The sequence below is a fragment of the Macrococcus equipercicus genome, from assembly GCF_024205945.1.
In the GTDB taxonomy this organism is placed as follows: Bacteria; Bacillota; Bacilli; order Staphylococcales; family Staphylococcaceae; genus Macrococcus; species Macrococcus equipercicus.
Genome location: NZ_CP073809.1, coordinates 2,054,983 through 2,080,060, shown reverse-complemented (window position 1 = coordinate 2,080,060; position 25,078 = coordinate 2,054,983). Strand labels below are relative to the sequence as shown.

At 46.0% G+C, this 25,078-nt stretch carries 25 protein-coding genes, 3 tRNA genes and 1 rRNA gene; all 29 read left to right on the top strand.

Annotation, left to right across the window (positions count from 1 at the left end):
- Positions 1-19 precede the first annotated feature (19 nt).
- The 29 genes from veg to KFV11_RS10985 all read left to right on the top strand — a co-directional run bounded on the left by veg (position 20) and on the right by KFV11_RS10985 (position 25,074).
- The gene (veg, locus tag KFV11_RS11125) at positions 20-283 is read left to right on the top strand and encodes a biofilm formation stimulator Veg (protein WP_133444403.1); all 264 of its coding nucleotides are present in this window, start codon (positions 20-22) and stop codon (positions 281-283) included.
- 118 nt (positions 284-401) lie between these two features.
- Entirely contained in the window at positions 402-1,253 is an 852-nt protein-coding gene (gene ispE / locus KFV11_RS11120) for a 4-(cytidine 5'-diphospho)-2-C-methyl-D-erythritol kinase (RefSeq protein ID WP_149459910.1), read from the top strand.
- Between the two features lie 62 nt (positions 1,254-1,315).
- Complete coding sequence (gene purR / locus KFV11_RS11115) at positions 1,316-2,140, top strand: pur operon repressor (RefSeq protein WP_149459909.1); 825 nt, start codon at positions 1,316-1,318, stop codon at positions 2,138-2,140.
- A 13-nt stretch (positions 2,141-2,153) separates the two neighbouring features.
- Positions 2,154-2,528, top strand: a complete 375-nt coding sequence (locus KFV11_RS11110; protein WP_149459908.1) for a RidA family protein — start codon at positions 2,154-2,156, stop codon at positions 2,526-2,528.
- Positions 2,529-2,571: 43 nt separating this feature from the next.
- On the top strand, positions 2,572-2,961 hold the full coding sequence (gene spoVG / locus KFV11_RS11105; RefSeq protein ID WP_149459907.1) for a septation regulator SpoVG: 390 nt from the start codon (positions 2,572-2,574) through the stop codon (positions 2,959-2,961).
- 157 nt (positions 2,962-3,118) lie between these two features.
- Positions 3,119-4,474, top strand: coding sequence for a bifunctional UDP-N-acetylglucosamine diphosphorylase/glucosamine-1-phosphate N-acetyltransferase GlmU (gene glmU / locus KFV11_RS11100; RefSeq protein WP_254249948.1), 1,356 nt, complete (start codon positions 3,119-3,121; stop codon positions 4,472-4,474).
- 29 nt (positions 4,475-4,503) lie between these two features.
- A complete protein-coding gene (locus KFV11_RS11095) occupies positions 4,504-5,469 on the top strand; it encodes a ribose-phosphate diphosphokinase (RefSeq protein ID WP_149459905.1) in 966 nt (321 codons plus the stop codon).
- 143 nt (positions 5,470-5,612) lie between these two features.
- A complete protein-coding gene (locus tag KFV11_RS11090) occupies positions 5,613-6,257 on the top strand; it encodes a 50S ribosomal protein L25/general stress protein Ctc (RefSeq protein ID WP_149459904.1) in 645 nt (214 codons plus the stop codon).
- Positions 6,258-6,445: 188 nt separating this feature from the next.
- Complete coding sequence (pth, locus tag KFV11_RS11085; protein ID WP_149459903.1) at positions 6,446-7,018, top strand: aminoacyl-tRNA hydrolase; 573 nt, start codon at positions 6,446-6,448, stop codon at positions 7,016-7,018.
- A complete protein-coding gene (gene mfd, locus KFV11_RS11080; protein ID WP_254249947.1) occupies positions 7,015-10,518 on the top strand; it encodes a transcription-repair coupling factor in 3,504 nt (1,167 codons plus the stop codon). Before pth ends, mfd begins: the two co-directional genes overlap by 4 nt.
- Positions 10,505-12,007 carry a polysaccharide biosynthesis protein gene (locus tag KFV11_RS11075; RefSeq protein WP_254249946.1) on the top strand — a complete coding sequence of 501 codons (1,503 nt, stop codon included), beginning with the start codon at positions 10,505-10,507 and terminating at the stop codon, positions 12,005-12,007. The genes mfd and KFV11_RS11075 overlap by 14 nt, the downstream gene beginning before the upstream one ends.
- 11 nt (positions 12,008-12,018) lie before the next feature.
- Positions 12,019-13,176, top strand: a complete 1,158-nt coding sequence (locus tag KFV11_RS11070; protein WP_254249945.1) for a MazG nucleotide pyrophosphohydrolase domain-containing protein — start codon at positions 12,019-12,021, stop codon at positions 13,174-13,176.
- Positions 13,163-13,432, top strand: a complete 270-nt coding sequence (locus KFV11_RS11065; RefSeq protein WP_254249944.1) for an RNA-binding S4 domain-containing protein — start codon at positions 13,163-13,165, stop codon at positions 13,430-13,432. Before KFV11_RS11070 ends, KFV11_RS11065 begins: the two co-directional genes overlap by 14 nt.
- Positions 13,433-13,444: 12 nt before the next feature.
- Entirely contained in the window at positions 13,445-13,819 is a 375-nt protein-coding gene (locus tag KFV11_RS11060; protein ID WP_149459898.1) for an FtsB family cell division protein, read from the top strand.
- 97 nt (positions 13,820-13,916) lie between these two features.
- Positions 13,917-14,303 (top strand): S1 domain-containing RNA-binding protein, encoded by a 387-nt coding sequence (locus KFV11_RS11055; protein ID WP_149459897.1) that lies wholly within the window; start codon positions 13,917-13,919, stop codon positions 14,301-14,303.
- A gap of 60 nt (positions 14,304-14,363) precedes the next feature.
- Positions 14,364-15,611 (top strand): tRNA lysidine(34) synthetase TilS, encoded by a 1,248-nt coding sequence (gene tilS / locus KFV11_RS11050; RefSeq protein WP_254249943.1) that lies wholly within the window; start codon positions 14,364-14,366, stop codon positions 15,609-15,611.
- Positions 15,604-16,143 carry a hypoxanthine phosphoribosyltransferase gene (gene hpt, locus KFV11_RS11045; RefSeq protein WP_149459895.1) on the top strand — a complete coding sequence of 180 codons (540 nt, stop codon included), beginning with the start codon at positions 15,604-15,606 and terminating at the stop codon, positions 16,141-16,143. The genes tilS and hpt overlap by 8 nt, the downstream gene beginning before the upstream one ends.
- A 118-nt stretch (positions 16,144-16,261) precedes the next feature.
- Entirely contained in the window at positions 16,262-18,340 is a 2,079-nt protein-coding gene (gene ftsH, locus KFV11_RS11040; protein ID WP_149459894.1) for an ATP-dependent zinc metalloprotease FtsH, read from the top strand.
- Between the two features lie 56 nt (positions 18,341-18,396).
- Positions 18,397-19,269, top strand: coding sequence for an Hsp33 family molecular chaperone HslO (gene hslO / locus KFV11_RS11035; RefSeq protein WP_302054842.1), 873 nt, complete (start codon positions 18,397-18,399; stop codon positions 19,267-19,269).
- Positions 19,270-19,340: 71 nt separating this feature from the next.
- On the top strand, positions 19,341-20,273 hold the full coding sequence (gene cysK / locus KFV11_RS11030; RefSeq protein WP_436970203.1) for a cysteine synthase A: 933 nt from the start codon (positions 19,341-19,343) through the stop codon (positions 20,271-20,273).
- A gap of 105 nt (positions 20,274-20,378) precedes the next feature.
- The gene (folP, locus tag KFV11_RS11025; RefSeq protein ID WP_149459891.1) at positions 20,379-21,161 is read left to right on the top strand and encodes a dihydropteroate synthase; all 783 of its coding nucleotides are present in this window, start codon (positions 20,379-20,381) and stop codon (positions 21,159-21,161) included.
- Positions 21,154-21,510: a dihydroneopterin aldolase gene (folB, locus tag KFV11_RS11020; RefSeq protein WP_149459890.1), complete on the top strand. Its 357-nt coding sequence runs from the start codon at positions 21,154-21,156 to the stop codon at positions 21,508-21,510. Before folP ends, folB begins: the two co-directional genes overlap by 8 nt.
- A gap of 4 nt (positions 21,511-21,514) precedes the next feature.
- Positions 21,515-21,988, top strand: coding sequence for a 2-amino-4-hydroxy-6-hydroxymethyldihydropteridine diphosphokinase (folK, locus tag KFV11_RS11015; RefSeq protein WP_254249941.1), 474 nt, complete (start codon positions 21,515-21,517; stop codon positions 21,986-21,988).
- A gap of 14 nt (positions 21,989-22,002) precedes the next feature.
- Entirely contained in the window at positions 22,003-23,001 is a 999-nt protein-coding gene (dusB, locus tag KFV11_RS11010; protein WP_149459888.1) for a tRNA dihydrouridine synthase DusB, read from the top strand.
- 2 nt (positions 23,002-23,003) lie between these two features.
- Positions 23,004-24,491 (top strand): lysine--tRNA ligase, encoded by a 1,488-nt coding sequence (gene lysS, locus KFV11_RS11005; protein WP_149459887.1) that lies wholly within the window; start codon positions 23,004-23,006, stop codon positions 24,489-24,491.
- Between the two features lie 217 nt (positions 24,492-24,708).
- Positions 24,709-24,823: ribosomal RNA gene (rrf, locus tag KFV11_RS11000) — 5S ribosomal RNA — on the top strand.
- Positions 24,824-24,833: 10 nt separating this feature from the next.
- Positions 24,834-24,909: transfer RNA gene (locus KFV11_RS10995), tRNA-Val, on the top strand.
- Between the two features lie 11 nt (positions 24,910-24,920).
- Positions 24,921-24,996 (top strand) — tRNA-Thr (locus KFV11_RS10990).
- 5 nt (positions 24,997-25,001) lie between these two features.
- Positions 25,002-25,074, top strand: a tRNA-Lys gene (locus tag KFV11_RS10985).
- The last annotated feature ends 4 nt before the right edge of the window (positions 25,075-25,078 follow it).

Here is a 25,078-nt window from a genome sequence, read left to right as displayed (position 1 = left end):
TATAGCGAGGTGGGTCAATATGCCAAAGACATTAATAGACATCAAAAAAATTCTTGATTGTCAGTTAGGAAATCGTATTGTACTTAGAGCTAATGGAGGCCGTAAGAAGTTAATTGAGCGCAGTGGCGTACTCAAAGAAACTTATCCATCAGTATTTATTGTAGAACTCGATCAGGATAAACATAATTTTGAGCGCGTGTCTTATACATACACTGATGTATTAACTGAGAATGTTCAGGTCACTTTTGTCAACGAAAACCAAGAAGAGTTTCTTGTTCAATAATTTATGTGAGTCAGCACAGCCTATCCCGGCTGTGCTTTTTTCTTTATCATAAATCGCTGTACCGGTCATTTATAACTTATGGTAAACTTGTACTAATAATTTTAAGTGAGGACGACTAATGATTTATGAAAATGCACCGGCGAAAATAAATTTGACCTTAGATACATTATATAAACGTGATGACGGCTATCATGAAGTCGAGATGGTCATGACAACAGTGGATCTAAATGACCGCCTGTCTTTTGAAAAGCGCAAAGATAAAAAAATCGTGCTGAAAATCGAGCACAGGTATGTACCGAACGATCATAGAAATCTGGCCTATAAGGCGGCGCAGCTGATGATGGAGCGTTACCAGCTGCAGCAGGGGGTCACTATTACACTCGATAAATCGATTCCGATTGCCGCTGGGCTTGCTGGCGGCTCCAGTGATGCGGCAGCGGCATTCCGCGGGATGAACCGTCTTTTCGACTTGAATCTGCCGCTTGAGACACTGAGTGAACTCGCCGCTGAAATCGGTTCTGATATTTCCTTCTGTATTTACGGCCGGACGGCCCTATGCAAAGGACGCGGTGAACAGCTGACACAGCTGCCGAAACCACCGGCATCATGGGTCGTACTCGCAAAACCGGATATCAGCGTATCAACTGCAGACGTGTACGGCGCACTGCAGCTTGATGATAACGACGATGCTATACCGACTGGCCAATGTATCACTGCCATAAAAACCGGTGATTATAATCTGCTGGTCAACAGCCTCGGCAATGATCTTGAGAAAGTGACGATAGCTATGCATCCAGTCATTAAGACGTTGAAAGAAACGATGCTGAAAAGCGGTGCGGACGCTGCCTTGATGAGTGGAAGCGGTCCGACTGTTTATGGTCTGATGAGCAAGGAGCGCCAGGCAAAAAGCGTGGTCAACGCATTAAAAGGCTGCTGCAAAGAAGTTTATATGGTAAGATTGCTCGGATAATATTGTAAAACCGAACATTTATGTTATATTATACATAAAATATGCGTAAATGAGGGTTTTATATGAAGTTTAAAAGAAGTGAACGTATTGTCTTTATGACAAGCTATTTGCTGAGCCATCCAAATGAACTAGTCCCATTGACATTTTTTGTCCAGAAGTTTGAGCAGGCAAAATCATCCATTAGTGAGGACATTCAAATCATTAAAGAAACTTTCCAGAAAGAGGAAGTGGGCATTGTGACGACAACTGCCGGTGCAAGCGGCGGCGTTACTTTTATGCCGAAGATGTACCGAAAAGAAGCAGAAGCACTGATTGCCTACTTATGTGAGATGCTGCAGGAGAAAGAACGCCTTCTGCCCGGCGGCTATTTATTCATGTCCGATTTAGTCGGTAATCCGCGGCTGCTCGGTCAAGTTGGTGAGCTCATTGCAACGATGTATATGGGCCGGGAAGTCGATGCAGTCGTGACGATTGCGACAAAAGGGATATCGCTTGCAAACGCCGTGGCGAATATTATGAATGTGCCGGTCGTTGTCATCCGGAAAGATAACAAAGTGACAGAAGGCTCAACAGTGTCAATCAACTATGTCTCCGGTTCGTCGAGAAAAATCGAAACAATGGTGCTGTCAAAGCGTACACTGCCTGAAGGCTCGAACGTCTTAATCGTCGATGATTTTATGCGTGCCGGCGGCTCTATCACAGGTGTCATGAATTTGATGAGCGAGTTTAAAGCGCAAGTAATCGGGGTATCTGTACTTGTAGAATCGAAAGAGGTCAAACATCGCTTAATTGAAGATTATACTTCCTTAGTAAAGTTATCAGACGTAGATGAATATAATCAGTCGTTCACAGTTGAAGAAGGCAATTGCCTGGAACGGTTTAAATAAAGGAGCTCACAACATGAAAACAGTTTTTTCTAAACAAGCACCGGAAGCCATTGGACCATATTGTCACGCAGTTGTCGTGAATAACATGGTATATACCAGCGGACAGATTCCTTTAACACTGGAAGGTTCAATCGTCAGCGATGATGTAAGAGACCAGACAGAGCAAGTTCTTGTCAATCTTAAGGCTGTGCTGGAAGATAGCGGTGCATCGCTGGATACAGTAGTAAAGACAACGATATTTATCAGTGATATGAATGACTTTCCTGTCATCAATGAAGTATACGGTACGTATTTTAATGAGCATCTGCCGGCAAGAAGCTGTGTGGAAGTCAGCCGTCTACCAAAAGATGTTAAAGTCGAGATTGAGGCAGTAGCTCTAGTCCATTAAGCGATAATTGATGGTTTTATATACAGATAGGGGGCTTACTGAAGTGAAAGTTACAGACGTGAGGTTGAGAAAAATAGATGCAGATGGTCGCATGAAAGCATTAGTATCCATTACACTTGATGAAGCATTTGTTATTCATGATCTCCGGGTGATTGAAGGCAACTCAGGACTGTTTGTTGCAATGCCGAGTAAGCGGACACCAGACGGAGAATTCAGAGATATCGCGCATCCTATCAACAGTGAGATGCGACAGGAGATACAACAGGCTGTAATGAAAGTGTACGAGGAAATCGAAATAGAGAACTACCGGACGACAACCGCTGATGAGCCGATTCAGACTTTTGACCAGTCTAGTGCTGCAACAAGCGAAGAAGTGCCTGACTTATTAGAAGCAGACTCTACTACAACAGCCGCTGAAGATTTAACCCATTAATCATGATTAGGACAACATCACTTGGAAAAGTGATGTTTTTTTTAGTTATAAAGCGGAATGTCATAGGCATCATCTATACGGAACGACTGATAGTTCTTGAAAGTCACATAGTGATTAAATTATAATAGGAATAAAGTGAATTATGGAGGCGCTCTTTATGAATAGACAAGCAATCATTCTGGCGGCAGGAAAAGGGACACGTATGAAATCCAAGCTGTACAAAGTACTGCATCCTGTCTGTGGTAAGCCGATGGTGAAACATGTTCTTGATAATATCCGCGGTGCCGGCGTATCGGAAGTCGTCACCATTGTTGGACATGGCGCAGAGCAGGTGCAGGAAGTACTTGCCGGAGAATCAAAGTTCAGCCGGCAGGAAGAACAGCTAGGTACGGCCCATGCTGTGGCAATGGCGCAGGAACATTTAGGAGAACATACGGGCACAACAGTCGTCATTTGTGGAGACACACCGTTAATTTCTGAAGAGACAATCAGCAGCTTTATCGCTCATCACGAAAACAGCGGTGCTAAAGCAACGATTTTGTCAGCGGTGACGAATCAGCCGTTCGGTTACGGCCGGATTATCCGTGATGACCATAACAATGTCGTCAAGATTGTTGAAGAAAAAGATGCCTCGTTGGAAGAGAAGCTGGTTTCGGAAATTAGTTCCGGCACGTTCTGTTTTGATAATGCCGCTTTATTTGAGAAACTTGCGCAAGTATCCAACGACAATGCGCAGGGAGAATACTATCTGCCTGATGTGATTCAGCTGCTGCAGGCTGATGGCGAGAAGGTAGAAGCATATATTACCGAAGATTTTGATGAGACATTAGGCGTTAATGACAGAGTCTACTTAGCAAAGGCTGAACGTCTGATGAGAAAACGTATTAACGACCGCCACATGATGAACGGCGTCACATTGATCGATCCGGAGACGACTTATATTGATGCAGATGTTGTCATCGGAGCAGACACCGTTGTTTACCCGGGGACTGTCCTTGCAGGTCAGACAATTATCGGTGAAGACGTGTTTATCAGTGCTAACTGTGATATTAAAGACAGCACGATCGGCGACAGAGCACAGATTAAACAGTCTGTAGTGACAGCGTCTATCATCGGTGAAGACACGACAGTTGGTCCGTATGCTCAGCTGAGACCAGGCAGTAAACTTGGCAAAGCCGTTAAAGTAGGAAACTTTGTGGAGATCAAGAAATCGCAACTGGATGATGAAGCAAAAGTTTCTCATCTGAGCTATATTGGTGATGCGACAGTCGGGGCTCGGACGAATATCGGCTGCGGCGCTATCACCGTCAATTACGATGGTATTAATAAATTCAAGACAACAATCGGTAAAGATGCGTTTATCGGCTGCAACTCAAATCTTGTAGCGCCTGTGACAATCGGTGACGAGTCATTTATTGCGGCCGGCTCGACGATTACAGAGAACGTACCCGAGTCAAGCCTCGCACTTGGCCGGGCGCGCCAGACGACTAAAGAAGGATACTACAAAAAATAATAAGCAGGACTATGATGGGGGCTAATATGATGTTGAAGAATGAATATAAGAATTCAAAGTTAAAGATTTTTTCGTTGAACGGGAACCCGGCACTAGCAGAAGAGATCGCCGGATACGTAGGCATTCCTCTCGGGAAATGCAGCGTTAAAAGTTTCAGTGATGGTGAAGTACAGATTAATATCGAAGAAAGTATCCGCGGCTGTGACGTCTTCATCGTTCAACCAACTTCAAATCCAGTCAACGAACATCTGATGGAACTATTGATTATGATTGATGCACTGAAACGTGCTTCAGCAGCGACAATCAATGTACTGATGCCTTATTACGGCTACGCGCGTCAGGACCGTAAAGCCAGAAGTCGTGAGCCGATCACTGCGAAGCTTGTAGCAGATATGATTGAAAAAGCAGGAGCCGACCGCGTTATTGCGCTCGACCTGCATGCGCCTCAGATTCAAGGATTCTTCAACATTCCTATTGACCACTTAATGGGTGTGCCGATTCTGTCCGACTACTTTCTTGGTAAACATGATATCGACCTTGCAGAAACGGTCGTTGTCTCGCCTGACCACGGTGGTGTGACACGTGCCCGTAAAATGGCTGACCGTCTAAAAGCGCCGATTGCTATCATCGACAAACGTCGTCCAAAGCCGAACGTAGCAGAAGTGATGAATATTGTCGGTGATATTAACGGTAAAACAGCGATTATTATCGATGACATCATTGATACTGCAGGAACGATTACTTTAGCCGCTCAAGCATTAATTGATAAAGGAGCGAAAGAAGTATATGCGTGCTGTACGCACCCAGTCTTGTCAGGACCTGCTTATGAACGAATTGAAGGTTCAGCCATTAAAGAACTCGTTGTAACTAACTCTATTGTCTTACCTGAAGCAAACCGACCAGCTAAAATCAAGCAGCTGTCTGTCGGTGAACTTCTCGCTCAAGCGATTATCCGTGTCTACGAACAAGAATCTGTCAGCGTCCTGTTTGATTAATTCTCTATCAATGTTTACCCCCGTGAAAACGGGGGTATATTTATTTCATGAACGATAAAAAACATTCTGCAAGCAGGTTAACACAACTGATGGGCAAATGTAGGAGCGCTAGTAGTGCGCAATCGAAAGGATGAAATATTATTATGACATCATTAAATTCAGTTACCCGTGAAGGTAAACAAACGAAATCAGCATTAAACCAGTTACGACATGAAGGTAAAATTCCAGCAGTCGTATACGGCTATGGTGCAGAAAATACATCAGTATATGTAGCAGAAAAAGAATTCGGTAAAGTCATCCGTGAAGTCGGCCGTAACGGCGTTATTGAACTTAACGTTGATTCACAACCCGTTAAAGTAATGGTTTCTGATTATCAAGTCAATCCACTTAAAAATCAAATCACTCACATTGACTTCCTGGCTATCAACATGAAAGCTGAATTGACAGTTGATGTTACAGTGACATTGATTGGTGAAGCGGCAGGCGCTGCAGAAGGCGGCGTAGTACAGCAGCCATTATTTACAGTATCAGTGACGGCTACACCTGATGACATTCCTGAAACAATCGAAGTAGATGTCACTTCATTAAATATCGGTGATGTCGTTACTGTCGGCGACCTTCGTACAGGACGTAATTTCACAATCAACAATGAAGATGACGAAACTGTTGTATCTGTCGTACCTCCAACTGTTGAAGAACCAGCTGAAGATGCTGAAGAAGGCACTGAGGAAGCGGCAGAAGACCAAGCTGAAGGTAATGAAGAGCAGACAGAAGAAAAAGCTGAATAACAGCTGATTAACGAATGATAAGTACGCCTTGGACGCATAGTCGAGGCACTGCAGAACATGTAGTGTTTCGAGTGCCGCCAAGGCATTTTTATTTTGATCATAACAGTGTGCCGCTAGTCTTCTGTGCTTATGTTAGACGGTGAAAAGTGGTAAACTCTTTATAATAGAATGAATATGTGGAGGCTATGATGAAGTGTATAGTAGGGCTCGGCAATATCGGGCGTAAATTTGAAGAGACAAGACATAATATCGGCTTTATGGTGGTGGATGAGCTCGCGAAAAAACATCACTTTGATCTTGATAAACAGAAGTTCAACGGGCTGCATACAGTAGCGACGATTAACGGCGAGAAAGTGCTGTTGATTGAACCGATGACATATATGAATTTGTCAGGTGAGGCTGTCAGACCGCTGCTGGATTATTACAAAGTCGATATACAAGATATGATCGTGCTGTATGATGATCTCGATATGCCGCCTGGCAGATTACGGTTAAGACAGAAAGGCTCTGCCGGTGGCCATAACGGCATCAGGTCATTGATTCAGCATTTAGGGACTGATGAGTTCAAGCGGATACGGATCGGCATCGGCCGCCCGTCAGGCCGTATGAGTGTACCTGACTTCGTGCTGCAGCGTTTCAGTGCTGATGAGATGATTACGATGGCACGGGTCATTGACCGGACAGTCGAAGCATGTGAAGCGTTTCTCACGCCTGAGCGTTTTGAAAATATAATGAATCAATATAATGGTGATGTCAATTGAAGGATATAATAACTAGAATTTTACGACAGGACGAACGATTCAATGAACTGAGTAGTATATTCGGCCGTAAGAACTTGCTGATTACCGGCTTGAATCCTTCTGCCAAGGCGGTCATGATGGCTGAGCAGTATTTAGCTGAAGACCGGCAGATGATGGTTGTGACCAGTAATTTGTATCAGGCAGAAAAACTGGAAGCAGACCTTTCCCGGCTGGTTCCGGAAGATGAACTGTTTAAGTATCCCGTCCAGGACATTATGATAGAGGAATACTCTACAAAGAGTCCTGAGTTGATGAGTGAACGAATAAGAACGTTATCCCACCTCGCAACCGGGCGACCTGGGCTTTTTATCGTACCGGTCAGCGGACTGAAGAAATTGATCACACCGAAAGCATTGTTCGGCTCCCATATCGTGTCATTAACGCTAGGACACGATATTGAGCTTGATGTACTGCAGCAGCAGCTTGTTGACATGGGTTATGTCAGACGTAACCGCGTTACGACAGTCGGTGAGTTTTCTGTGCGTGGGGGACTGGTCGATATTTTTCCCATGATCGGTAAACCTGTCCGTATGGAACTGTTTGATACGGAAATTGATGCGCTGCGCTACTTTGATGCGGACAGTCAGCGTTCTGAAGAGAACATAGAGCAGGTAGAGATTACGGCTGCCAGTGAATTCATCTTTAATGCCGCACAAATTGCCAGCATACAGGAAGGACTGGGCAGAGCGCTCGCTGCCACAGAGAAAAAACTCTCAAAGGAAGCGGCAGAAACACTGCATGAAACGTATGACTCGCTCATGATGCATACGACAGAGCTCTTAGATCATAATATTCTGCGCCGTGCCATTAAGTTCGCTTATCCGGAAGAGACAGCGATTGTCGATTATTTAGCAGACGACGCCATTATTGTTGTCGATGAATATAACCGGGTGAAAGAGACAGAGCTGTCGGTCGCACGAGAAATCGAAGAATTCCAGACATCGCTCATTGAATCCGGCCGCGGATTTATCGGTCAGCGCTTTATGAAGGAAGAGGCGTTCAATCAACTGCTGAACCGTTATAAGACGTCATTTTTCACGCTGTTTACGGCGACAATGCCGGTTGCTATCGAAGAGCTGGTAAAATTCTCATGCAAACCGGTGCAGCAGTTCTACGGTCAGTATGACTTGATGTTCTCTGAATTTGACCGGTTCCGTAAGCAGGGCTATACAATGGTCGTCCTGGCATCAAATCCGACCCGGAAGAAGAAAATTCAGGACATGCTTGTTGACATGCAGCTGCCTGTCGCAGTCGACCGAATCGTCAATGAACCGGGTATCGCTTTAATTACAGAAGGCGACTTATCTGAAGGTTTTGAACTGCCTTATATGAAACTCGCGGTCATAACAGAGCGGGAACTGTTTAAACTGCGTAAAGAGAAACCGAGACGGACGCAGAAAAAAATGTCCAACGCCGAGAAAATCAAGTCTTATCAGGAGCTGAACATCGGCGATTATATCGTCCATGTGCATCACGGGGTCGGGCGTTATCTCGGCGTGGAGACATTACTCGTCAACAATATTCATAAGGATTACATCAAGATTCAGTATAAAGGGACCGATCAGCTGTTTGTTCCAGTGGACCAGATGTCCTACGTCCAGAAGTTCGTCGGTTCTGAGGAGAAGGAGCCGAAGCTGAACAAGCTCGGCGGCACAGAATGGAAGAAGACAAAAGCGCGGGTGCAGCAGAGCGTCAATGATATTGCAGATGAACTGCTGAAATTATATCAAGAGCGTGAACGTGTTCAAGGTTACCAGTTTGGACCGGACACAGAAGAGCAGGACAGCTTTGAAATGGACTTTCCGTATGAGCCGACAGAAGACCAGAAGCGTTCGCTTGAAGAGATTAAAGAGGATATGGAAAAACCAAAACCGATGGACCGGCTGTTATGCGGGGATGTCGGTTACGGTAAGACAGAAGTAGCCGTCCGTGCTGCATTCAAGGCCGTCATGGATGGCAAGCAGGTCGCCTTTCTTGTGCCGACGACGATTCTTGCGCAGCAGCATTACGAGACATTCATTGAACGAATTCAGGATTTTCCGGTTGAAGTGCAGATGATGAGCCGCTTCAAAACAGCGAAAGAAATCAAGCAGACAAAAGAAGGACTGAAATCCGGCTTTGTTGATATTGTTATCGGTACGCACAAACTGCTCAGTAAAGATGTTGTCTATAAAGACTTAGGATTATTAATCGTCGATGAAGAACAGCGTTTCGGCGTTACCCATAAAGAGAAAATCAAAGCGCTCAAGACAAATGTCGATGTATTGACGTTGACGGCAACACCTATCCCGCGGACGCTGCATATGAGTCTGCTTGGTGTGCGTGACTTGTCAGTCATCGAAACGCCGCCGGAAAACCGTTTCCCGGTGCAGACGTATGTGCTTGAGTATCAGCAGAACTTCATCAAGGAAGCGATGGACCGTGAACTTGCACGTAACGGTCAAGTGTTCTATTTGTACAACCGTGTGCAGACGATCTATCAGAAAGCGGAGCAGCTGGAAATGATGATGCCATCTGCCCGTATTGCTGTCGCTCACGGCCAGATGGCAGAGCGGGAACTTGAAGAGACGATGCTCGGCTTTATTAACGGAGAATACGATGTACTGGTGACGACGACGATTATTGAGACTGGAGTTGATGTGCCGAACGCTAATACACTGATCATAGAAGATGCGGACCGCTTCGGACTCAGTCAGCTGTATCAGCTGCGCGGACGCGTCGGCCGAAGCAATAGAATCAGCTATGCTTATTTTCTCCATGCACCGAACAAAGTGCTGACAGAAGTTGCTGAACAGCGGCTGCAGGCCATTAAAGAATTCACGGAGCTCGGCTCCGGCTTCAAGATTGCGATGCGCGACTTGAATATCCGTGGTGCCGGTAATTTGCTCGGCCGGCAGCAGCACGGCTTCATCGATGCAGTCGGCTATGACTTATATACAGAAATGCTGCAGCAGGCAGTCAACGAAAAACGCGGCATCGAAACGAAGGAAGAAGCACCGGACATTGAAATCGATGTGCAGGTGGATGCCTATATTCCTGCTGAATATGTCCGGGAGGAACAGGCGAAGATTGAGTTCTACAAGAAACTCCGTCTCGTTCAGTCTGAACAGGAGCTGCTGGACGTTCAGGATGAACTGACAGATCGTTACGGCGATTATCCGGTTGAAGTAGAACGTCTGCTTAATATTGTGAAGATTAAAGTCAATGCCCTCGCTTTTGGAATAGTCAACATTAAGGAGACCGCAAAAGACATCGAAATATTCGTATCAGAAGCATCGACTGCGAAAGTCGACGGGGTACAGCTCTTCAAAGATACAGAGACATTCGGCCGTGACTTGAAAGTCAGCGTCGCCGGCAACCGTATGAAGCTCGCGCTGAAAAAACGAGGCAGCTGGCTGCAGTCACTCGTGCAGCTGACAAATATTATGCAAGGAAGTTTAAAGCTTGATGAAGAACAATGAACGCGTCTTTAATACAGTCATCGTACTGACTATTACGATGCTGCTGGTCAAAACTTTAAGTGCGATTTACCGCGTTCCTTATCAAAATGTGCTCGGTGACGCAGGACTTTATGCCTATCAGCAAGTTTATCCAGTAGTCGCTATTGTCTCAGTGCTCAGCTTAAATGCTGTACCAAGTGTTATCAGTCAGCAGCAGGATAAGTATTTTCCCGGCAAATTACTGCGGCTGCTGCGGGTCATCAGTATCGTTGTCTTCGTCATACTGTTCACTTGCAGTGATGTAATCACATCATTAATGGGAGACAAGCAGTTGAGCGGCATGTTCAGAACATCATTACTCGTGCTGCTGCCATTCAGCTTTATAGCAGTTGTACGTGGGAGACTGCAGGCCGAAAATGATATGCGGACGATTGCGATGTCGCAGGTGATTGATCAAGTACTGCGGGTCAGTACAATTTTAGTGGCTGTTCTGCTGTTCACAAAAGGATTTTCTATCTATGACAGCGGCATGCTCAGCATATGCGGGTCATTTCTTGGTCTGTCAGGTGCTTGGCTTTACTTGAAGTTCGGCAGGAAACTATCTGTCACAGGCAGCGGTCGGCTGACAAACGAGGAATTCAGACGTTTCTTCATACTGACCTTGTTCTATTCGCTGAGTTACTTGATTATGATTTTGTGGCAGCTCGTGGATAGTTTCACCGTGTTGAACGGGTTGAAACAGTCCGGTATAGCATTGGATGATGCCCGTGCACTGAAAGGCATTTATGACCGCGGGGCCTCGCTGATTCAGCTCGGCCTGATTGTGACGACATCGTTCTCGCTTGTCCTGATACCTCTGCTTGCGGCCAGCCGTAACAACAAAGCATACGACGCGATGAATGATTATGCGCGTTCTGCGTTGAAGATCACCATTATTTTCAGCAGTGCAGCAGCCATCGGTTTGATGAACTTGATCAGACCGTTTAATTTGCTGCTGTTTGAGGATACGAGAGAAACAGGAACGCTCAGTGTTTATATGCTCGCCATTATTTTTGTGTCGCTCATCATTATGTATACGGCGATGCTGCAAGTAACGGAAGACTACAAAGTGCAGGGTATCGGTGTGCTGACAGGACTGCTTGTTAAAGTGGGACTGAACGTCATCCTTATCGCCCGTTTCGGCGTGTTCGGCGCTGCAGTGGCAACAGTTGCAGGTCTGACGGTCTATGCCTTAATACTGCACAGCTGCATTAGACAGCGCTACCAGCTTGGGATGCAGTCATTTATGGTGAAATGGTGCATCGTTCTTGCCGCCATGAGTATCATGTTACAGCTGGTCTGTCTCATTCCATCGGGGACACGGCTCAGCGCATTAGTTGTTTCCTTGATAGGTGTGGCGTTAGGGGTTATGATAGTAGCAATAGTGCTGATAAGATGGAGACTGCTGACGAAGCAGGAATGGTCTTATTTGCCGCTTGGTGATAAGATGATGGATTTGATGAAAGAATGAAGGGATATACTATGAATGAAATAACGGTCATCGGCCTTGGTAACTACGGACTTGATGAACTGCCATACGGCATTTATCAGCTCCTGAATAATACAGCAGAAGTTTATGTCAGAACGCTGAAACACCCGGTCATCGATGAGCTGCCTGATGTTAACTGGCAGAGTTTTGATGCAGTATATGAACGGCACGATCAGTTTGCAGCGGTCTATGATGAGATCGTTGAACTGCTTGCTGCTAAAAGCAAGCAGGGGCCGGTCGTCTATGCTGTGCCGGGTCATCCAATGGTAGCTGAAACAACGACGCAGCTGCTGCTCAACCGCGACGACGTCAAAGTGACGATTAAAGGCGGCAAAAGCTTTATCGATGATTTATTTACAGCGGCAGGATATGATCCAAATGATGGTTTCCAGCTGCTTGACGCTACTCAGTTTGAGACGAACCACGTCAATATTAGAAATGCGCTTGTTGTGACGCAGGTCTATAACCAGATTGTTGCAAGCGACTTGAAGATCGCCCTGATGACTAAGTATCCGGATGACCATCCTGTCATGATAGTCACCGGGGCACGGGGCGCGTCAGCTTCGCTTTGTCACGTCCCTTTATATGAACTGGACCACGACTTCACAGAGTCAAATTTGACGAGTCTGTTCATACCGCCTGTAACAGATGAAGGACTGAACGGTGAATTCAGCACATTGATTGGTGTGATGGAGCGGCTTGTCAGTCCGGACGGCTGTCCGTGGGATCAGCAGCAGACCCATCAGACGCTGAAACGTTATTTAGTCGAGGAAAGTTATGAGCTGATGGCAGCTATTGATGCGGATGATATCGATAATATCATCGAAGAACTCGGCGATATACTGCTGCAGGTCGTCTTCCATACCGCACTCGGCGAGAAAGAAGCGCTGTTCGATATTAAAGATGTAGTAACATCGATTACAGAGAAAATGATCCGCCGCCATCCGCATGTGTTCGGCACCGAGACGGTTACTACCGTAGACGAGCTGCATCGCGTATGGGAAGACGAGAAACGCAAAGAAGGTAAAGAGCAGCGTGACTTTAAAGCAGAAAAAGCTTTTGCTAATGTTGTGATGGCATTATATGAACGGATGCAGCAAGGTGAAACGATAGAGAATGCCATTAAGGAGGTAGCAGATGAGACTCGATAAATATTTGAAAGTATCACGACTGATTAAACGCCGCACACTGGCGAAAGAAGTCAGTGACCAGGGACGTATTACGATTAACGGCAATGTTGCTAAAGCATCGTCCACAGTCAGTGTCGGTGATGAGCTGGTCGTTAAACTCGGTCAGCGGATTATGACGGTAGAAGTGACGGCGTTGTCTGAGCATGCGACTAAAGATAATGCGAAGCAGATGTTCGAAGTGAAAAAAGAAGAAAAAGTGATATCAACGCTGGAATAGGAGGAGACCAGGATGGCACGTAAAGTTAAAAGGATGAATAATGACTATACTAAGCAGAACCGGATAAAAGTGAAGTCAAGTCGAGTCGTCAGAAAAAGACTGACTGTATTTGGAGGTGCGCTGCTTGCCATCTTGCTTTTCCTGACTGTCCTGCTGGTCACGCAGATGAAGCAGAACAGCGAACTGAAAGCAGCACATGACGCGAAGACCGCTGAACTTGCCCAGCTGCAGGACCGAGAGATTGCGCTGAAGGAAAAACTAAAGCAGCTGAACAACAAAGAGTACATCACTAAAATTGCCCGCAGTGAATATTTCCTGAGCAATGACGGTGAAATCATATTTAAAATACCTGATGACCAGGCTAAGAAGAAAGCCGATAGGAACTAGATTAAAGATTCAGAAAACGAGTTAAGTGAGTTGTCATTTATAGGAATCAGGCATATAATATAAAGAGGAAAAAAATCTGGGAGGATTCGTTAAGCATATGGCAATTGAAGTTGGAAGTAAGTTAAAAGGTAAAGTCACAGGCATTAAAAATTTCGGTGCTTTTGTGGAGTTGCCTGAAGGGAAAAGCGGCCTTGTTCACATCAGTGAAGTTGCAGACAGCTATGTTGAAAATGTTGCTGATCATCTTGAACTCGGACAAGAAGTAGAAGTTAAAGTACTGACTGTAGGAACTGACGGCAAAATCAGCCTTTCTATAAAAAAAGCAAAAGAAAGACCGAGACCTCAGCGCGCACCACAGCAGGAGAAAAAACCTGAAGATTTCGAGAAGAAGCTGTCAAACTTTCTGAAAGATAGTGAGGACCGACTAACTTCAATTAAACGTCAGACAGAATCACGCCGTGGCGGTAAAGGTTCTAAACGTTAATAGATTGGCATAAAGATTGTCTGCGGACAATCTTTTTGTTGTTTCGAAGGAGGACTGACAATGAACTGGTGCTGGACTGCCGGACAGCGTGCAGCAGTAGCTGTATCAGGCGGAGTTGATTCGATGGTGCTGCTCGATAAGGTGAGAGAATCTGGTCGCTGTAGTGCGCTTGTGATTCTGCATGTGAATCATGGCCTGCGACCAGAATCAAAGGATGAGCAGCAGCTGATTGAAGAATATGCACACCAATACGGCATTCCGTGTTTTACGGCAACTATACCGGCTGGTTACTTCAAGGAAGGGCAGAGCATTCAGCGGGCGGCACGGGATTATCGCTACCGATTTTTTGATCAAGTGATGAAACAGCAGCAGCTGGACGTATTATTGACTGCGCATCATCAGGATGATCAGCTTGAGACCATTATGTTCCGGCTGCTGACGAGACGGTTTTATACACAGCGTTTGTCAATCGCTGATACTGAAAGAGAAAGCTATGTCATCTGCCGGCCGTTGATTGATGTGAAGAAGCATGAACTCATTGACTACGCTGTGACGCATCGTGTCCCGTATATGGAAGACGCCTCGAACAACAGTACGAAGTATGCCCGCAACGCAATCCGCCATCAGCTGCTGCCGGTGATTGATTCCATCAGTCAATTGTCATCAGAATCATTGCTTGATCTTGCTGTCTGGCAGGAGGAAGTGCTTGAACTAGTGACAGCCGGCGTGAATGAATTTAAAGGCCGCGTTGACCAGACATCTTCAGGTTACCGCTGGGACAGGGCGCTGTTCAACATGGAGAATAAACTGGTACGCCGCGCCCTCTTAATTCAGCTGCTGGAAGAAGCAACAGGTGACCACGTGGCGCTCGCACATAGTTATTTGGATGAAATCGTCCGGGTCAGCGCCTCGGACACGGCTCAGGCAAGTTATCAAGTTACTTCAAAATGGCATATCGAAATCGCATATGATAAATTGATGTTACAGTGCAAACAGCCGGTGGATGACTATATGGAGATTCAATCACCTGGGAAATATCAGTTCAATGGCTTTGAAATTGAACTGACCGCCCCGGTCGATAAAATAATTATTGTCCGTCTGCCGCGTCCGCGTGATAAAATAAAGATAGGTAAGCACCATCAGAAGATTAACCGCATCATGATTAATAATAAAGTACCGGCTGCTGTTAGGAACCGGCTGCCGATTGTAGAGATAGATGGAACGATAGTCGCAGTCGGGGCGTTCAAACGTGCCAGCCATCCGATCAATGATATATTAACCATAAAAGGAGAAGAACAACATGCATAATGATATTGGAAGTATTGTATTAACAGAAGAACAGATTGAAGCAGCCTGCGTCCGCCTTGGTCAGCAGCTGACTGCTGACTACAAAGATAGCCTGCCGCTCTGCGTCGGTATTTTGAAAGGCTCCGTCTTATTCATGACAGATTTAATCAAACATATTGATACCCATGTTGAAATTGACTTTATGGACGTTTCAAGCTATCACGGCGGCACGGAAAGTACCGGCGAAGTAAAGATTCTGAAAGACTTAAGCACTTCTGTTGAAGACCGTGATGTCATTATCATCGAAGATATTCTGGAAACAGGTACGACGCTTAACTCTATCGTTGATTTACTGAAATACCGCAAAGCAAAATCTATTGAAATTGTGACGCTGCTTGATAAACCGTCACGTCGTAAAGTAGATATTGAAGCAAAATATGTCGGTGAGAAAATTCCTGATGACTTCGTAGTAGGATATGGGCTTGATTATCAGGAACGATACAGAAACTTGCCGTACATCGGTCTGTTAAAAGAAGAAGTATACGCTAAATAATCCAATTTTTACGGGGTTTGACTATTTTTGATATTTGAAGTTCAATTAGTAGCTTGATAACGATTAAGTATGATAAAATTTTTTTTAGCTTTACATATGAATTAGGAGGATAACGTGAATGCAAAAGGCCTTTCGTAACATCCTGATGGTCGCATTATTCGGCATCGTCATTTTTGGCGTATTTTCGTGGATCAACGGTAACGGCGCACTGCCTAAACCGATCACTTATACAAAATTAATGACTGAGCTGGAAAAAGGTAACGTAGAAGAATTGACGTTACAGCCCGCACAGGAAGTTTATTTAGTTAATGGTAAACTCAAAGGTGCAGACAAGAATGAAACATTTACTTCTGTCGTACTTTACAATAACGAAAAAGATTTACAGCGTATTACAGATATAGCAGAAGCAAACAAAGGGAAAATGGACTTTACGATTAAGCCTGCAGAGAAACAGAATGTCTTTTTAGGCATGCTGTCAACATTAATTCCACTACTGCTGCTTGCCTTCTTCTTTATCTTCTTCCTGTCACAGTCACAAGGCGGCGGCGGTGGCGGTCGTGTCATGAACTTCGGTAAATCAAAAGCGAAGCTCTATGATGACAAGAAGAAAAAAGTAAGATTTACAGATGTTGCCGGTGCTGATGAAGAGAAACAGGAACTTGTAGAAATTGTTGATTTCCTAAAAGACAATCGTAAGTTCAAAAAAATGGGTGCCCGCATTCCTAAAGGGGTGCTGCTTGTAGGACCTCCAGGGACAGGTAAAACATTGCTTGCCCGTGCAGTTGCCGGTGAAGCAGGCGTACCGTTCTTCTCAATCAGTGGTTCTGACTTCGTTGAGATGTTCGTCGGTGTCGGTGCAAGCCGTGTCCGTGACTTATTCGAGAACGCGAAGAAAAATGCACCTTGTATTATCTTCATCGATGAGATTGATGCAGTCGGTCGTCAGCGTGGTGCTGGTGTCGGCGGTGGTCACGATGAACGTGAGCAAACATTGAACCAGCTGCTTGTAGAGATGGATGGTTTCGGTGAGAATGAAGGCATCATCATGATTGCAGCGACCAACAGACCGGACATTCTAGACCCTGCATTACTGCGTCCAGGTCGTTTTGACAGACAGATTCAAGTCGGTCGCCCGGATGTTAAAGGCCGTGAAGCGGTACTTAAAGTCCATGCCCGCAACAAGCCGCTTGACGAAACTGTCGATATTAAAGCACTGAGTCAGCGGACACCAGGTTTCTCAGGTGCAGACCTTGAGAACTTGTTAAACGAAGCGGCACTTGTTGCTGCCCGTCAAGGTAAGACGAAAATTGATATGCGCGATATTGATGAAGCGACAGACCGTGTCATTGCAGGTCCAGCGAAAAAATCACGCGTAATCTCAGAGAAAGAACGCAATATCGTTGCATGGCATGAAGCAGGTCATACAGTGATCGGAAAAGTGCTTGATGAAGCAGAGATGGTTCATAAAGTAACAATCGTACCGCGCGGTCAGGCCGGTGGTTATGCAATGATGTTACCGAAGCAGGACCGTTACTTCATGACGAAACCTGAGCTGCTCGACAAAATTGTCGGTCTGCTTGGTGGTCGTGTAGCAGAAGAAATTACATTCGGTGAAGTATCAACAGGAGCGCACAATGACTTCCAGCGTGCGACAGGGATTGCCCGCCAGATGGTTACTGAATATGGTATGAGTGATAAACTTGGACCGCTTCAGTTCGGCAATACACAAGGCGGCGAAGTATTCCTCGGCCGCGATATGCATTCAGAGCCGAATTACTCTGATCAGATCGCTTATGAGATTGACCTGGAAATCCAGCGTATTATTAAAGAAGCTTACGAGCGCTGCCGTCAGATTTTGACAGAGCACCGCGAACAGCTTGATTTAATCGCAAGAACACTGCTTGTAGAAGAAACACTGGTTGCCAACCAGATCGAAAGCTTGTTCCGTCACGGCACACTGCCTGAAGTTAATTATGATGATTCACACTTGTACCATCCGACTGTTAAGTCTGATGACCGGGTGACTGTCGTTAATAATGACGAGCGTGTCACCGTTAAAGAAGCGGATGAAGACGATAAAATCGGCTCATCTTATGAAGATGTAAAAAGAGAATTGCAGGACGGCGAGGATGTTCAAGATCAGAGCATTAATGAACCTGAACCGAAAGTCGATCGTCTGGACAAAGATAATTTCTAAATTTCAATCCCTTTCTCGCTGTCTGACAGAAGAAAGGGATTTTTTAAAGGAGAATAATGATGGAAGATTATTTAATAAGAGCACTCGCGTTCAATGATGAAGTACGTGCATTCAGCGTCCGGTCTACGAATGCCGTGCAGGAAGCACAGACAAGACACTACACATGGCCGACAGCATCAGCTGCACTTGGACGGTCGATGACTGCTGGTGTAATGATGGGTTCTATGTTGAAGAACGACGAGAAACTGACGGTCACAATCAACGGCGGCGGACCGATCGGTCAGATCATCGTTGATGCGAACGGCAAAGGTGAAGTGCGCGGTTATGTCACTAATCCGCAGACACACTTCGACTTGAATGAGCACGGCAAACTGGATGTCCGTCGTGCTGTCGGGACAAACGGTGCACTCAATGTCGTCAAAGATATCGGGATGAGAGATTTCTTCACAGGATCTACACCGATTGTCTCAGGTGAGCTGGGCGAGGATTTCACTTATTATTTTGTGACAAGTGAGCAGGTGCCGTCTGCGGTCGGTCTCGGCGTTCTTGTGAATCCGGACAATACGATTAAAGCGGCCGGCGGATTCATTATCCAGCTGATGCCGGGTGCGTCAGAAGAAACCATCAGTGCGATTGAGCAGCATTTAGGAGCGATGCAGCCGGTATCGACCTTAATTGATAAAGGCCTGCCGCCTGAACAGCTGCTTGAAGAAGTGCTCGGAGAAGATAATATCCGCGTCATCGACCGGATGCCGGTTGAATTTAAATGCCACTGCGGCAAGGAAAAATTCAGCACAGCGATTAAAGGCCTTGGCAATGCAGAAATTGACAGCATGATTAAAGAAGATAATGGTGCTGAAGTGGAATGTCATTTCTGCCGTGAGAAATATCATTTCTCTGCAGAAGAACTAGCAGCGCTAAAGCAATAATTTTGAAGTCGCGGAAAACTGCTGATATACTTAATCCGATAACAATACTAGGTTTTGGAGGAGATTAAATCATGGCTAAACGAGTCGATAATATCACTGAAGTAATTGGTAATACACCGCTTGTCAAATTAAACCGTGTTGTTCCTGAAGGCGCAGCAGATGTTTATGTGAAACTTGAGTACCAGAACCCGGGTTCTTCTGTTAAGGACCGTATTGCAGTTGCGATGATTGATGCAGCAGAGCAGGACGGCCGTCTGCAGCCGGGCGATACGATTATCGAACCTACATCAGGCAACACTGGAATTGGTCTGGCGATGGTCGCAGCAGCAAAAGGCTATAGAGCTGTACTTGTCATGCCTGATACAATGAGCCAGGAGCGCCGCACATTACTGCGTGCTTATGGCGCCGAATTAGTATTGACACCGGGTGCTGAAGGTATGAAAGGTGCCATTGCGAAGGCCAACGAACTAAAAGACGAAAAAGGTTACTTCATGCCGCAGCAGTTTGAAAACATGGCAAACCCTGAAGTTCACCGAAAAACAACAGGACCTGAAATTGTCGCAGCGATGGAAGGTATGTCGATCGATGCGTTTATCGCAGGAATCGGAACAGGGGGTACTATTACGGGTGCCGGCGAAGTCATTAAAGAAAGCCATCCAGAAGTGCATATTGTCGCAGTTGAGCCGACAGATTCTCCAGTATTAAGCGGCGGCAGACCAGGGCCGCATAAAATTCAAGGGATCGGTGCAGGATTTGTGCCTGATACATTGAATACTGACATTTACGAATCAATTACGCAGGTCACTAACGACGAAGCGATGGAAATGAGCCGTAAAGTCGCACGTGAAGAAGGCATTCTCGGCGGTATCTCTTCAGGTGCAGCCGTTCACGCAGCCATCAAAAAAGCTGTGGAACTTGGCGCCGGCAAAAATGTCGTAGCGATATTACCAAGCAACGGTGAGCGTTACTTATCAACACCGTTATACGCAGACCTCAGCAAATAATATTTCAAAGCTATCTTGTCATAAGATAGCTTTTTTGTTTGCTATAATAGAGAGAAGTGAGTGCTGATCATCAGCACAAGATCACTTTTCAGCCAGGAGGTAGAGATGAGAACATTAGTGATGGGCATTCTTAATGTGACGCCGGACTCTTTTTCGGACGGCGGCCGGTATAATTCTGTCGCGCAGGCCGTGCAGCGCGTGGAAGAAATGATTGCTGAAGGCGTTGATATCGTGGACGTCGGCGGGTATTCAACGCGTCCCGGCTATCAGGAGGTTTCAGTCGCAGAGGAACTGGCACGGGTCATACCGGTCGTGCAGGCGATTCGTCAGTTTGACGTATTGATCTCAGTTGACACGTTCAGAAGTGAAGTGGCGGCAGCTGCCCTGTCAGCCGGCGCGGATTTCATCAATGACCAGTGGGCCGGGAAATATGACAAGGCGATGTTTGATGCTGCGGCACGACACAATGCGCAGATCATTTTGATGCATAACGCGGAAGAAGAAGTGACCGGGGACGTGATGGCAGCGATGACAGAGGACCTGCTGCGGCAGGCCGAACTTGCAGAGCAGGCTGGCATTCAGCGGGAACATATATGGCTGGATCCGGGGATTGGTTTTGCCAAATCAAGAGAGCAGGAGATCGAAGTGATGAGACGGCTTGATGAACTGTGCGGGCTCGGCTACAAAGTGCTGCTCGCAACAAGCCGTAAACGCATGGTCAAAGAGCTGCTTGATGATGGCCGGCCGGCCGCTGCACGAGACGAAGGCACAGCGGCCACAACGGTATGGGGCATCGCTAAAGGAATCCATGCTGTACGTGTACATAATGTAGCAATGAATAAAAAAGTCGCGCGAGTCGCTGACGGACTGAGAGGGAACAATGGATAAAATATTTTTACAGGGAATGAAATTTTATGCGTACCACGGTGTATTTGAAGAAGAGAATAAGCTCGGTCAAATATTTGTCGTAGATGTTGAACTCTCTATCGATCTGACAGAAGCTTGTGCAACAGATGAGCTTGAGACGACAGTGAATTACGGTGAAGCTTATCAGCTTATCGAAGAAGAGATGAAAGAATCGTCGAAGCTTTTGGAGCATGTTGCGGGCCGTATTGCCAAAACGCTGTTTGCTCACTATAATCGGGTAGTGGCGTTAAGCGTCAGAATTACAAAAGAAAATCCGCCGATCGCCGGTCATTACGACGGCGTAGGGATTGAAATAAACCGGACGAGGTAGTATAATGACTACTATTTACTTGAGTCTTGGCAGCAATATGGGTGACAGAGCACAGCAGCTGGCACGGGCGGTTGAATTACTTGGTCAGACGGCAGGCATCCGCGTCATGCGCGTTTCTTCTATTTACGAGACTGCGCCGGTCGGTGGTGTCGCACAGGATGATTTCTATAATATATGTGTAGTCGCGGACACAACACTTACGCCGCAGGAAGTACTGGCAGTATGTCAGTCGATTGAACAAGAGCTTGCACGGGTGCGCCGTATTCACTGGGGACCACGGACCATTGACCTCGACATCTTAATGGTGGATGACTATGTGATAGATGAACCGAATCTGCAAGTACCGCATCCTTTCATGCTTGAACGAAGCTTTGTCTTGATCCCTTTGAACGAAATTGCAGCTGACGCAGTACACCCTGTAGTAAAGAAAAGAATTGATGAACTCGTGTATGACGACCCGGAAGTTAGGAAACTATAAGTGAGGCTATAATTATGTGGAAAATAGGCGATATTGAAATTAACAACAAAGTAGTACTGGCACCGATGGCTGGTGTTTGTAACGCTGCGTTCAGACTGACTGTCAAAGAATTTGGCGCTGGTCTTGTCTGTGCGGAGATGGTAAGTGACAAAGCAATTCTTTTCAACAACGAAAAGACGATGAAGATGCTGTACATTGATGAGAACGAACGTCCGCTGTCACTGCAGATTTTTGGCGGCGAAAAAGAGACGCTGGTCGAAGCGGCAAAATATGTGGATCAGAACACAACAGCGGATATCATCGATATTAATATGGGCTGCCCTGTTTCTAAGATTATTAAATGTGAAGCTGGAGCGCGCTGGCTGCTTGACCCGCCGAAAATTTATGAGATGGTGTCGGCTGTTGTTGCAGCGGTATCAAAGCCTGTCACAGTAAAGATGCGTATTGGCTGGGATGACGACCATATTTATGCAGTAGAGAACGCGAAGATGATTGAGAAAGCAGGCGCTGCCGCAATTGCGGTGCACGGACGGACACGCGTTCAGATGTATGAAGGACATGCAGACTGGAACATCATCAAACAGGTGAAAGAAGCGGTCTCTATTCCTGTTGTCGGTAATGGCGACGTTACAACGCCGGAACTTGCGAAGAAAATGCTCGATGAAACAGGAGTAGACGCGGTCATGATCGGCCGTGAAGCACTGGGTAACCCGTGGATGATCTACCGCACGGTGCACTATCTTGAAACAGGTGAACTGCAGCCGGAGCCGTCTATCTCTGAGAAGATGACTGTGGCGATACTGCACTTAGACCGTCTGATTCAGCTGAAAGGCGAGAAAATCGCCGTGATGGAAATGCGCAAGCATGCTTCATGGTATTTAAAAGGCGTTAAAGGAAACGGTAAGGCACGTAAGCTGATTAATGCAGCCGAGACACGCGACGAATTAGTTGATATACTAAGAACGTTCGAACAGCATGTGCTGGAAGAAGAAAAAGTAGCTGAAGGAGTGTAACCATGACAGAAGAATTAAACGATCAGATGCTGGTCCGCCGTCAGAAAATGCAGGACTTGCTTGACCTTGGTATTGATCCGTTCGGTCAGAAATTTGAACGTACAGGAACGGCAGCAAGCCTGGCAGCAGACTGGGACCAGTTTTCTAAAGAAGAATTACATGACAAAGAGTCTGAGTCAGTGACAGCGATCGCCGGCCGTATTATGACAAAACGTGGTAAAGGTAAGGCAGGTTTTGCTCATGTTAAAGACTTGACCGGTCAGCTTCAGATTTATGTCCGTAAAGACGCTGTCGGAGATGACCAGTTCGAGTTGTGGAACAACGCAGATTTAGGAGATATCGTCGGTATTGAAGGTGTGATGTTCAAGACCAATACGGGAGAACTTTCTGTTAAGGCGACGTCATTCAAGATGCTTGCGAAAGCACTGCGTCCATTACCGGATAAGTTCCATGGCCTGCAGGACGTGGAGCAGCGCTATCGCCAGCGTTACCTTGATTTAATCACTAGTGATGAGTCTACACAGACCTTTATTACACGCAGCCGTATTATTCAGGAGATGCGCAGCTTCTTGAACGACAAAGGCTTCCTTGAAGTAGAGACGCCGATGATGCATGCGATTGCCGGCGGGGCAGCAGCAAGACCATTCGTCACGCATCATAACGCACTTGATATGACCTTATATATGCGTATAGCGATTGAACTTCACTTGAAACGTCTCATTGTCGGTGGACTTGAGAAAGTATACGAGATCGGCCGTGTTTTCCGCAACGAAGGAATATCTACGCGACATAACCCTGAGTTTACGATGATTGAGCTGTATGAGGCCTATGCAGACTACAACGATATTATGGACTTAACAGAATCATTGATCGCGCATATCGCTGAACGTGTAACAGGTTCAACGACAGTCACTTACAACGGCGAAGAAATCAATCTGGCTCCTAAATGGCGCAGATGGCATATGGTTGATGCGGTTAAGGAATACACAGGAGTCAACTTCTATGACGTTACATCTGACGAAGAAGCACATCAGCTGGCTAAAGAGCATGGCATCGACGTCAAACCGAATATGAAATACGGGCATATCTTAAATGAATTCTTCGAGCAGAAAGTAGAAGAAGAACTTGTCCAGCCGACATTCATCTATGGTCATCCAGTAGAGATTTCACCACTTGCCAAGCAGAACCCTGAAGATAAACGCTTTACGGACCGTTTTGAACTGTTCATCGTACGTCGTGAACATGCCAATGCATTTACCGAGCTGAACGACCCGATCGATCAGCGTCAGCGTTTTGAAGCACAGATGGTAGAAAAAGCAGAAGGAAATGATGAAGCGCATGAAATGGACGATGACTTCATCGAAGCACTGGAATATGGTATGCCGCCGACAGGTGGACTCGGTATCGGCATTGACCGTTTAGTCATGCTGCTGACGGACGCGCCTTCTATTAGAGACGTACTGTTATTCCCACATATGAGACAGAAATAGACCTGTTATCCCCGGGCTGCAAGCGCCGGGGAATTTTTTAATTATTTTTAGTTAAAAGCGTTGACACGAATCGCTGCATCATGTAATATAAAAAAGTCGCTTATGACAGAAGCAATAACACGAATAAACGAACTGTAAAGTTCGTAAAGAGAGTGTAAAATTTACTGTTGCAAAAGCGCTTTGAAGTCTATATACTTAATCAAGTAGTCAATTTTTGTCTGGTGACGATGGCAGAGAGGTCACACCTGTTCCCATACCGAACACAGAAGTTAAGCTCTCTAGCGCCGATGGTAGTTGGACTGACGTCTCGCGAGAGTAGGACGTTGCCGGGCAGAAACATTTGGAGGATTAGCTCAGCTGGGAGAGCATCTGCCTTACAAGCAGAGGGTCGGCGGTTCGATCCCGTCATCCTCCACCATTTATTATTATGCCGGAATAGCTCAACTGGTAGAGCAACTGACTTGTAATCAGTAGGTTGAGGGTTCAAGTCCTTTTTCCGGCACCATGTTAGAGCCATTAGCTCAGCTGGTAGAGCATTTGACTTTTAATCAAAGGGTCAGAGGTTCGAATCCTCTATGGCTCATTAT